This window comes from Pseudomonas sp. FW305-28, assembly GCF_017351395.1.
Lineage (GTDB): Bacteria > Pseudomonadota > Gammaproteobacteria > Pseudomonadales > Pseudomonadaceae > Aquipseudomonas > Aquipseudomonas fluorescens_AA.
Genome location: NZ_JACNDD010000009.1, coordinates 78,685 through 89,022 on the forward strand (window position 1 = coordinate 78,685; position 10,338 = coordinate 89,022).

Consider the following 10,338-nt stretch of genomic DNA (forward strand, 5'->3'; position numbering starts at 1 on the left):
TTGCTGGCCGATCACAAGTACAAAAAATCAGGAGTCATCGATGCAACCGATTCGTCTCGGCCTGGTGGGCTACGGCAAGATTGCCCAGGATCAACACGTTCCAGCCATCCTCGCCAACCCCGCGTTCCAACTGGTGGCAGTCGCCACGCAAGGGCAGCCCTGCGCCGGGGTGGAGAACTTCCGATCCTTGGGCGAGCTGCTCGAAAACGGCCCGCACGTCGATGCGATTGCGTTTTGCACACCGCCGCAAGGTCGATTCGCCCTGGTGCAACAGGCGCTGGCGGCCGGTAAACACGTTCTGGTGGAAAAGCCGCCGTGCGCCACGTTGGGTGAAGCCATGGCCTTGGTGGAGCAGGTTCGCGAGCAAGGCGTCAGCGGCCTGTTCGCCTGGCATTCCCGTTACGCCCCGGGCATCGCGGCCGCCCGTGACTGGCTGGCCAGTCGCACCTTGCACAGCGTGCAGATCGATTGGAAAGAAGACGTGCGCAAGTGGCACCCCGGCCAGGCGTGGATCTGGCAACCCGGTGGCCTGGGGGTCTTCGATCCCGGCATCAACGCGCTGTCGATTGCGACTCATCTGCTGGCACTGCCGTTGTTCGTGGAGGCCGCCGAGTTGCGCGTGCCGGACAACTGCCAGTCGCCGATTGCCGCCAGCATCAAGATGGCTGATGCGCGCCACCTCGATATCCGGGCGGAATTCGATTTCGACCATGGCCATGACGAACTCTGGAGCATCGAGATTCGCTGCGCCGAAGGCGTCCTGCGCCTGGACAACGGCGGCGCGCTGTTGAGCATCGACGGTGTGCGCCAGGCCGTATCCGAGGAAGGCGAGTACGCCGCGGTGTATCGACATTTTCAGCAACTGATCAACGACAAGGCCAGCGACATGGACCTGCAGCCACTGCGGTTGGTCGCGGACAGCTTCTTTGTCGGCAGTCGGACGGCGGTCGAGCCGTTCTACGATTAACCCAGGGAACTGCAGTTGAACGAACAGACATTGTCCATGCGCCTGGAGCGCGTGGCGGCGCATATGCCGGCGGGGGCGCACCTGGCCGATATCGGCTCGGATCACGCGTACCTGCCGGTGGCCTTGTTGCGCCGTGGCGTCATTGCGACGGCGGTGGCCGGCGAGGTGGCGTTGACACCCTTGCGCGCCGCCGAACGCACCGTGGGCGAGAATGGCCTGGAGCAGCGGATCAGTGTGCGTCTGGCCAACGGCCTGGCGGCAATCGAGCCGGAAGACGGGATCACCGCGATCAGCCTCTGCGGCATGGGCGGCGAGACGATCCGCGACATCCTCGACAGCGGCAAGGCACGTCTGAGCGGGCACGAGCGGCTGATTCTGCAACCCAACGGTGGCGAACAACCGCTGCGTCAATGGCTGATGGAAAACGGCTACCGCATCCTTTGCGAGGAAGTGCTGCGGGAAAACCGCTTCTACTACGAGATCATCGTCGCCGAGCGCGCCGGGCCAGTGACGTACACCGCCGAGGAGCTGTACTTCGGCCCGCTGCAGATGCAAGCGCGAACCCCGACCTTCCTGGCCAAGTGGCAGCGCCTGCTGCGCCAGAAACAAAAGACCCTCTCCAGCTTCGCCAAGGCACACCAAGCCGTGCCCGAAGAGAAGCGGCAAGACATTGCCCGGCAAATCCGGTGGATCAGCGCGCTGTTGGCTTGAGTTGCATTGAGGTTGGATGTGCGGACGTCATCGCGAGCAAGCTCGCTCCCACAGGGCGTTGCGCAAGTCCCTTTTGTGGGAGCGAGCTTGCTCGCGATGAGGCCATCAGTGACTTCACTGATTCGAGAACTGCCGCCTTCCCCGGCTGCCCGACTATCGTCCCATCAGGGGGTAGTGCTTGATACGACACGGATGCGAGTTACCGTCGCCTTTACAGATGCCATCCAGGTAGCGGTAGTCCACCCGTACCGACTGCCCTTTGCCGGGCCATTGCCGGCGGGGGAGCGTGGCTTGGTAGTCCGGGGTTTCCGGGGTGAAGGTCAACAGTGAGCCTTGCGCAGGACACTCCACCGAGGCGGATTTCGGCCTGGCTTTCACGATCTGCGCCTGAAGTTGCGGGTAGGGTTGTTTCAGGACCTCGACGATACGCAGCTCCATCTGGCAGATCTGCCACGTCGAGGCCTGAAGGGACTCCCAGGGGAGTGGGAGTGTCAGGGCAAACAGTCCGAGGCAGGTTGCGTGAATTTTCATTATTGCTCTTGTTTGAGGTGCTGACGTTTGCGAAATCATAGCCTGGCATTGTAGCCATCAGGAGGGTGATGGCACTATGCCGAAAACCCCCAGAGCGATACAAGGAAGTGCCCCATGCCCGGAGTTTCTGACGTTGCGTCAGCGTTTCACGATTTCATGCAATCGTGGGAAGAAGACCGCAAATACCTGCCGTCATCCATCAGTGCCCTGGCCAACGGTTTCGAGGGCTGGTTGAAGTTCGAGTTTTATTTCTGGCTGATCCAGGCCCGTGGGCTTCGTGGCCCCGACCGCGAACTGGCGGATGTTGGCGTCGAGTACAAGGTGAAGCTCGATCAGCGTTGGTCGCTGATGGACATTGTTTCCAAGCAATGCGACTTATGGATTCGCGACCAGGATGAAAAGCGCTTTCACTTCATTGAACTCAAGACCCCTTTCGCCAATGCCAACCAGGGCAAGATGTTTGAAAGCGCGGCCAAGGACTATTGGTACATGACCCGCTTGAAAGCCCAGGCGGAAAAGGTGGCAACGGGCAGTGTCATCATCTTTGGCGTGAACTTTGATCAGGCGCGCTGGGAAAAGCATCTCCGCTACATCGAAGAATATGCCGGCTACGTCGAGCATTCATCCAAGGCATCCGGCACCGTGCCAGGCGTGGAGGGGCTGAGGTGGGCGGTCCTGACCATGCACTACCCGCAGATGGGCGAGATTCTTCTGCCACCCGTCGAGGTTCAGGCGCCGTGAAGCTGTGGAGGGCCGCTGCCTGGCACCGCTGGCTCAACCGTAAAGCCCCATCAGCGAGAAAGACTGGTCAGCGCTCAGTGCGACAATCTCGGTCAGCGAATGCAGGAGCACCGGCACCAGCAGCCCACCGCTGACCACCCTGGCGATGGCGAACACGCCTCCACAGGCGAAGATCAGCACGATCGTCATCCAATTTCCGTATTGGATGTGCATGCCGGCGAAGACGGCCGACGTCACGATGATCGCGATCCATGTCCAGGCACGGCTGTTCTCGTAGGGAAACAGCCGGAACATGTAATGGCGGAAGAACAGCTCTTCGGCGATGGGCGGCAGCACGATCAGCGAGGCAATCTTGATCGCGGCCTGCCAACGGTTGAGCCCGTCCAGAAGCTCGGCCATGAACACCTCACGGGGCAACCCGAGCACGAAGACGGCAACCCCGAAAAGCAGGTAGGTCCCGACAATGCCGACCGCCCCCCACCGCAGGGGTTTGCCAATGGCATGACCGCACCACTGGGGGCGCGAATCGGCACGGTATTGCAGGGCGAAGAGGCCGAGGAGGACGAGCGCGGTGAGCCCCGAGGTGGTCGTGAACATCAGATAGGCCTGCATGTCCGCGGGTACGAAAAGGACCTCGGGTATTGCGGCCAGGAAGACGACCAGAGTGGCCAGCACCAACATTCCGAGCCGGGGGAAGAAGCGGTAGGGCGATAAAGTGGAGGCGGGTGCAAACTCAGGGGCGGCACTTAGATTCGTCACAGTCACTCCATGAGTGCAAGGAAAAAGGCATGATGCCAGTGTTTTGATCGTCTGGGATGAGTTCCCGTCGGCTTTGTGGAGAGGTAGGCAGCTTGCCCTGCGACTCGGTACTTGCCCGGGGGGCTTTACCAGTGGCGACAAAAATGATTCAGGGTCATCGACGGCCGCAATGGAATATCTCGACTAGAGGACGCGACATTCATGGAAATTCCCTTTTCTCCAATCAGCGATCGTTTGCACAATCGCCGGTTTACGGTGGCGGACAACGCCCAAGGACTCTCTGGCGCAGGCACGGTGTTTCATTACCTCGTCGAGAACGGTGCCATTTCGAGCACTTACCAAGGCGGCCGGATTCGCCTGGGCAATCAAGTCGGACGCATAACGGGTCCCGATACCATTGAACTTCTCTTCCAATGCTTGACTACGGAGGGTGAGATTCTTTCCGGCTGGTCTCGAGGGACGGTGAGTGTCGATCAAGCAGGGCGTACGACGTTGAGCTTCGTATGGGGTTGGTTATCGGGCGCGACTGGAGGTGGGGAATCCCACTACGTCGAACGTGTGGCGTAAGGAACAGGCATCCATGCAACTGAACCACCGCCATCGCGAGCAGGCTCGCTCCCACACTCGATCTCCAGTGGACACGAACCCCATGTTCAACCCAGACCCCCTGTGGGAGCGAGCTTGCTCGCGATGAGGCCAGCCAGCCCGACATCCATGTAGCTGAACCACCGCCATCGCGAGCAAGCCTGCTCAAAGCTGCTTCGAGCCCCCGCCAATCTGCCAGACATACGGCGGTTCCGTACCGTTGATTTCCCAATCACCAATAATGCGCTCCTTGTAGATCAACGGATTATGCGAGGCCGCGGTGCGGGCATTGCGCCAGTGACGGTCGAGGGCCTTGCTGGTGCTGGTGGCCGAAGCACCGAGGGCATTGAACAGGTCGCTGGTGGCGCGCAGCACCAGGTCGGAAATCACCACCTGGGCCTGGGCCGACTCCAGTTCGGCGGCGATGTTGGCGGTGTGCTCGGTCTCGGCGTCCTGGCTGAAGCGACTTTCGTAAGCGCGCTGGGAGGCGCTCGCGGCGCGCAGGGTGGTGGCTTCGGCGGCATAGACCTGGGCCGATGCCCTGCCGACCACTTGTTGCACTTGCACGTCCTGGCTCACTTCGCTGGCATTGCCGGTGCTGAAGACCCGCGTGCGTTTGCGCACTTGCTCGGTGATGTCATGAACCGCCGCGCGGCCGGCGCCGGTCAGCACGGCCAGCAACACCAGTTGATAAAACGCGGTCTGGTATTTGAAGCGGGTAGAGAAGTCGATGAGGTTTTCTGCCTCGACCAATGCGTTCTCGAACAGCGATGTCCCGCTGCCGGTGGTGCGTTGGCCAAAACCGTCCCAGTCATCGCTTTGCTTGACGCCCGGCTGGTGCACACGGACGGCGGCAATCACGTCGGCGCCGTTGTCGTCGCGCTGGGCATACACGTCGATCCAGTCGGCGAAGATACTGCCGGTGCTGTAGTACTTGGTGCCGTTGACGACCCACTGATCACCCTGGCGGGAAACCCGGGTGACGACTTCGCCGATTTTCACCGCGCCGACTTCCGTCCAGGCATTGCCCACCAACTCACCCTCGACAAAGCGCTTGAACCAGGTGTCCTGTGGGCTACTGGCGTGGGCATTGAGGCGGTCCTCGACGAATGCGAAGTGCCCGCGCAAGGCCTGGGGCAGGTTGGAGTCGGCTTCAGCCAGTTCGATCAGCAATTGCAACAGCTGCGGCAGCGAGGCCCCGGCGCCGCCATATTCGACCGGTACGCGGACGGCGCCAAAGCCGGCTTCCTTCAGCCATTTCACCTGTTCAAAGGGCAGGCTGCGTGTTTGCTCACGCTCCAGGGCGCCGGCCTGGATGCGTGCAAAGATCGGCCGGAAGCGTTCGGCAAGGGGCTCATAGTCGGTGCCCGTGGAAAGGATCGGCGGCAGGTGGTGTTGCTGTGCGGTCATGTTGATATTCCTTCTTGGTGGCGAGTCGGCGGGCAGGGGAAAAATCTGCCGGTGCCAAAAGCCATTGCACAGTCCATGCCCGAGGCCCAACGCCCGTAAATGCGGGGTCCATACGGCGTTCATCAGCGCAAGGGCTGTCCTGGCCGCGGACAATCTGTTGCGCAACTGTGTGCCGGGCAACAGTTGCCGCGACGGACATCGACGGGCCAGGTGTTCGCCAGGCAACAGTGGACCAACAGCTTGTCCGTCGGGCGACAGTGCAGTGATTGGGATTTTCATGTAATTAATTGATTAGTAAGGAAATATTTAACTGGCACGGTTGCTGCTCTACACCTTGTGCAGACGCTGAGGTGGCGTCTCCAGGCATGGGGTAAGCGATGAGCAAGCAATTCAAAGTGGTGGCGGTGTCAGGCAGCGTGCAGCACCCGTCACGCACCCTGGCACTGCTCCAGGCGTTGGTGGACCGGCTCGGGCAGCAACTGCCGATCGAGGTGCGCTTGATCGAATTGGCCAAGGTCGGTCCACAGTTCGCCGGGGTGTTGCGTCGCGAGGCGTTGCCGGCTGCCGTGCAGGAGGATCTGAATGCCATTGAATCGGCCGATCTGTTGATCGCCGCCAGCCCGGTGTATCGAGCCTCGTACACCGGCCTGTTCAAGCACCTGTTCGATTTCGTTCATCACGAAGCCCTCAAGAACGTACCGGTGCTGTTGGCCGCGACAGGTGGCTCGGATCGCCATGCCTTGATGATCGACCACCAGTTGCGACCCCTGTTCGGCTTCTTCCAGGCCCTCAGCCTGCCAGTGGGGGTCTATGCCAGCGAAACCGATTTCAGCCAATACCGGATCTCCAGTGCTCAGGTGCTGGAGCGTATCGAGCGCGCCGTCGAGTCGGCGTTGCTGAGCCTGGTCCCGGGCGCCCGGCGTGACGCCAGTGCTGCCTGATCCATTTTTCCTTTCAAAACGAGCCGTGGAGTACATGCAATGAGCCAGGACACGATCAAATTTGCCTACTGGGTGCCCAACGTCAGTGGCGGTCTGGTGGTCAGCAAAATCGAACAACGCACCGACTGGGGCATCGACTACAACCGCAAGCTGGCCCAGATCGCTGAAGCGGCCGGCTTCGACTACGCCCTGTCGCAAGTGCGCTTTACCGCCGGCTACGGTGCTGAATACCAGCACGAGTCCGTCGCGTTCAGTCATGCCTTGCTGGCCGCCACCACGCGCCTGAAAGTCATCGCCGCGGTACTGCCGGGGCCGTGGACGCCGTCGGTGTTGGCCAAGCAGATCGCAACCATCGACCACCTGACCGGCGGCCGGGTGGCGGTCAACATCGTATCGGGCTGGTTCAAGGGCGAGTTCACCGCCATTGGCGAGCCGTGGCTGGAGCACGATGAGCGCTATCGCCGTTCCGAAGAATTCATCACCGCGCTCAAGGGTATCTGGACCACCGACAACTTCACCCTGCGCGGTGATTTCTACCGCTTCCACGACTACACCCTCAAGCCAAAACCACTGCAGCAGCACCCGGAGATCTTCCAGGGTGGCAGCTCACGTGCGGCTCGGGACATGGCCGCCCGGGTATCGGACTGGTACTTCACCAACGGCAATACCGTGGAAGGCGTCAAGGCGCAGATCGATGACCTCCAGGCGAAAGCCGCGGCCAACAACCACAAGGTCAAGGTCGGTGTTAACGCCTTTGTCATTGCCCGCGACACGGAAGAAGAGGCGCGTGCGGTCCTCGCCCAGATCATCGACCAGGCCGATCCCGAGGCCGTCAATGCCTTCGGCGATGCGGCGAAGCAGGCCGGCAAGTCCAGCCCGGAAGGCGAGGGCAACTGGGCCAAGTCCAGCTTCGAGGACCTGGTGCAATACAACGATGGCTTCAAGACCAACTTGATCGGCACGCCGCAGCAGATCGCCGAACGCATCGTGGCGCTCAAGGCGGTAGGCGTGGATCTGGTGCTCGCCGGTTTCCTGCACTTCCAGGAAGAAGTCGAGTATTTCGGTCGTAAGGTCCTGCCGCTGGTGCGTGAGCTTGAGCAACGCAAAGCGGCAGCCAAAACGGCGGCGGTCGCTTAGGCGCGGGAGGCAGCATGGGCACGTTCACCGACACCCTCGACCCGGTCCCGGCCAGCTTGCCCCAGTGGTTGCAGCGCCAGGCGCTGGAGCATGGCACGGACGTCGCGCTGCGCCACAAGCACCTGGGTGTCTGGCAGGAGCGGACCTGGGCGCACGTGGCCGACGAGGTGCGCCATTTCGCCAGTGCCCTGCAAGCCCGCGGTTTTGCGGCGGGCGCGACCCTGACGATCATCAGTCGACCCAGGCCGCAGGCGCTGCTTGCCGCCTTGGCCGCGCAATGGCTGGGTGGCGTGGCGAGTCTGTTCGACCCGCTGGAGACGGCGGCCGAACAGGTGCAACGGCTCGCCACGCTGCAGCCGGATTTCGTCCTGGTCGAAGGCGTGGAAGAAATGCTGCGTCTGCGTGCGGCGCAGGTGGCCGTGGGGGTGTGGGTCTACCTCGATAAGCGTGGCCTGTCGGATTCGGCGCCATTTGCGCAAGCGCTGGATTACGCCGCGTTGGCTGCCGAGCGGCCAATCGTTGACCTGGCCCCGCAAGGGCAAGTGCTGCAGACGGCCTTTGTTTTTTATCGCGGAAGTGGACGGGCGATGGAGGAACAACGCGTCAGCCACGCCGAACTGTTGCAGGAGGGGCAGCGGCTGTTGGCGCGCGAAGGGCTGGGCCGGCAGGAAGAGGCATTGGCCGCCCGGGCGTTCGCCTCGGGCGGGCAAGCTCGCTATCTGCTGGCGCCCTGGTTGATGGCCGGTTTTCGCCTGAACTTTCCTGAGAACCTGGCGACCCGTGATCGCGATCGTCGCGAGCTGGGCCCGACGCTGGTGGCCGGGACGCGGGAAACCTACGAGCGTTTGCACCGCTATGCGCTCGAACGTTTGCCGGAGCCGGGCAGTTGGTCCCGCGGGCTGGTGGACTGGGCCTTGGCAGCGCAGCCGGGGCTGTTGCAACGGCATCTGGGGGACTGGCTGGTTCGCCGGCCGTTGCGCGACGTGCTGGGGTTTTCCCGGACCCGCGCGCCGCTGCTGGTGGGCGATGCCTTGCCGCCCGAAACCCAGGCATTTTTCCAGGCATTGGGTATCGAGGTTCGCCAGTGGGACGACGGGGCTCACTGGCAAGCGCCGCCGAACCTGGTGCAGCACACCACCGATGACTGGACGGGTCTCCAGTCGCAACTGGCCTGAGAGGAGACGCCCCATGACCCAGACGGCCATCACGCATTTGCTGGAGCTGGAGCATATTTCGCTGTCATTCAAAGGCGTCAAGGCGGTCACGGACATCAGCTTTCGCGTCGTCGCCGGTGAAATCTGTGCCTTGATCGGCCCCAACGGCGCCGGCAAGAGTTCGCTGCTGAACGTCATCAGCGGCGTGTACCAGGCCCAGGACGGGCACATCCGTTTTGATCGACAGGAGCGGCGCCGGATGCGCCCACATGACGTGGCGGTCCGCGGCATTGCCCGGACATTCCAGAATATCGCGCTGTTCAAGGGCATGAGCGTGCTCGACAACGTGCTCACCGGACGCAACCTCAAGCGCCGCAGCACCTGGATCGAACAGGCACTGCGCATCGGTCGCGCCCGGGCCGAGGATGACCGTCAGCGCGAAGCGGCCGAGCGGGTCATCGCATTCCTGCATTTGCAGCCTTGGCGCGACGTCCTGGTGGGCACGCTGCCCTATGGCTTGCAGAAACGGGTGGAGTTGGCCCGCGCGCTGGCGGCGGAGCCTCGGCTGTTGCTGCTGGACGAGCCCATGGCCGGGATGAACGCCGACGAGAAGCAGCAGATGAGCCGCTTTATCGTCGACATCAACCGTGAGCTGGGCACGACGGTGGTGTTGATCGAGCACGATATCGGCGTGGTCATGGACATCAGCGACCACGTGGTGGTGCTCGATTACGGTCGCAAGATCGGCGACGGCTCGCCTGAAGACGTACGGCAGAACCCCGAGGTCATTTCGGCCTACCTGGGCACTCGCCACTGATACCGGATATTCGACACCTTCCCACCAGGGAGGGCAGGCAAGTTGCGTCCGCAGAATAGGAGCGGCGATGGAATTTTTCTTTGAAGTATTGATTGGCGGGTTGTTGGCAGGGGTGATGTACGCCTTGGTGGCCATCGGTTTCGTGCTGATCTACAAGGCCTCCGGGGTGTTCAATTTTGCCCAGGGCGCGATGGTGCTGTTCTCGGCGCTGACCTTCGTCAGCCTGCTGGAGCGCGGTGTGCCGTTCTGGCTGGCGTTCGTCATCAGCCTGGCGGCGATGGTGCTGATCGCGGTGGCGGTGGAGCGGGTGGTGCTGCGGCCCTTGGTCAACCGTTCGCCGATCACCCTGTTCATGGCCACCCTCGGGCTGTCCTACGTCATCGAAGGTTTCGCCCAGGCGCTGTGGGGCGCCCAGGTGCATGGCCTGGAACTGGGTATCAGTGATGAGCCGCTGGAGTTGGGTGGGATGTTGTTGTCGCAGTTCGACATTTTTGCCGCAGTGACCGCGGCGTTCCTGGTGCTGCTGTTGTCCTGGCTGTTCAACAAGACCCGGCTCGGATTGTCGTTGCGGGCGGTGGCCGATGA

General features: G+C 62.2%; 12 protein-coding genes. 9 read left to right on the plus strand and 3 right to left on the minus strand.

The features are described 5' to 3' along the window. Positions 1 to 40 precede the first annotated feature (40 nt). Complete coding sequence (locus tag J4E53_RS04130) at positions 41 to 967, plus strand: Gfo/Idh/MocA family protein (RefSeq protein ID WP_060742673.1); 927 nt, start codon at positions 41 to 43, stop codon at positions 965 to 967. 15 nt (positions 968 to 982) lie between these two features. After that, positions 983 to 1,678: a tRNA (adenine(22)-N(1))-methyltransferase TrmK gene (locus J4E53_RS04135; RefSeq protein WP_060742672.1), complete on the plus strand. Its 696-nt coding sequence runs from the start codon at positions 983 to 985 to the stop codon at positions 1,676 to 1,678. 153 nt (positions 1,679 to 1,831) lie between these two features. Here the strand turns inward: J4E53_RS04135 and J4E53_RS04140 are convergent, their stop codons facing one another. Continuing rightward, on the minus strand, positions 1,832 to 2,209 hold the full coding sequence (locus J4E53_RS04140) for a hypothetical protein (protein ID WP_060742671.1): 378 nt from the start codon (positions 2,207 to 2,209) through the stop codon (positions 1,832 to 1,834). Positions 2,210 to 2,323: 114 nt separating this feature from the next. On the opposite strand from J4E53_RS04140, the gene J4E53_RS04145 reads away from it, so the two are divergent. After that, positions 2,324 to 2,950: a hypothetical protein gene (locus tag J4E53_RS04145; protein WP_060742670.1), complete on the plus strand. Its 627-nt coding sequence runs from the start codon at positions 2,324 to 2,326 to the stop codon at positions 2,948 to 2,950. Positions 2,951 to 2,983: 33 nt separating this feature from the next. Here the strand turns inward: J4E53_RS04145 and J4E53_RS04150 are convergent, their stop codons facing one another. After that, positions 2,984 to 3,709 (minus strand): CPBP family intramembrane glutamic endopeptidase, encoded by a 726-nt coding sequence (locus tag J4E53_RS04150; RefSeq protein ID WP_060742669.1) that lies wholly within the window; start codon positions 3,707 to 3,709, stop codon positions 2,984 to 2,986. Positions 3,710 to 3,910: 201 nt separating this feature from the next. Here J4E53_RS04150 and J4E53_RS04155 point away from each other — a divergent pair, with 201 nt between their 5' ends. Then, positions 3,911 to 4,276 (plus strand): hypothetical protein, encoded by a 366-nt coding sequence (locus J4E53_RS04155; RefSeq protein WP_060742668.1) that lies wholly within the window; start codon positions 3,911 to 3,913, stop codon positions 4,274 to 4,276. A 183-nt stretch (positions 4,277 to 4,459) separates the two neighbouring features. Here J4E53_RS04155 and J4E53_RS04160 read toward each other — a convergent pair whose 3' ends face one another. Beyond that, complete coding sequence (locus J4E53_RS04160) at positions 4,460 to 5,704, minus strand: acyl-CoA dehydrogenase family protein (RefSeq protein ID WP_060742667.1); 1,245 nt, start codon at positions 5,702 to 5,704, stop codon at positions 4,460 to 4,462. 377 nt (positions 5,705 to 6,081) lie between these two features. On the opposite strand from J4E53_RS04160, the gene msuE reads away from it, so the two are divergent. The 5 genes from msuE to J4E53_RS04185 form a co-directional block, all read left to right on the plus strand. After that, positions 6,082 to 6,645: an FMN reductase gene (msuE, locus tag J4E53_RS04165; protein ID WP_060742666.1), complete on the plus strand. Its 564-nt coding sequence runs from the start codon at positions 6,082 to 6,084 to the stop codon at positions 6,643 to 6,645. Positions 6,646 to 6,684: 39 nt separating this feature from the next. After that, positions 6,685 to 7,782 (plus strand): dimethylsulfone monooxygenase SfnG, encoded by a 1,098-nt coding sequence (sfnG, locus tag J4E53_RS04170; protein WP_072410116.1) that lies wholly within the window; start codon positions 6,685 to 6,687, stop codon positions 7,780 to 7,782. A 14-nt stretch (positions 7,783 to 7,796) separates the two neighbouring features. Beyond that, the gene (locus J4E53_RS04175) at positions 7,797 to 8,957 is read left to right on the plus strand and encodes an AMP-binding protein (protein ID WP_060742664.1); all 1,161 of its coding nucleotides are present in this window, start codon (positions 7,797 to 7,799) and stop codon (positions 8,955 to 8,957) included. 13 nt (positions 8,958 to 8,970) lie between these two features. Further along, a complete protein-coding gene (locus tag J4E53_RS04180; protein WP_060742663.1) occupies positions 8,971 to 9,753 on the plus strand; it encodes an ABC transporter ATP-binding protein in 783 nt (260 codons plus the stop codon). Between the two features lie 67 nt (positions 9,754 to 9,820). Next, on the plus strand, positions 9,821 to 10,338 hold a 518-nt coding region (locus J4E53_RS04185), incomplete at its 3' end, for a branched-chain amino acid ABC transporter permease (RefSeq protein ID WP_207268109.1).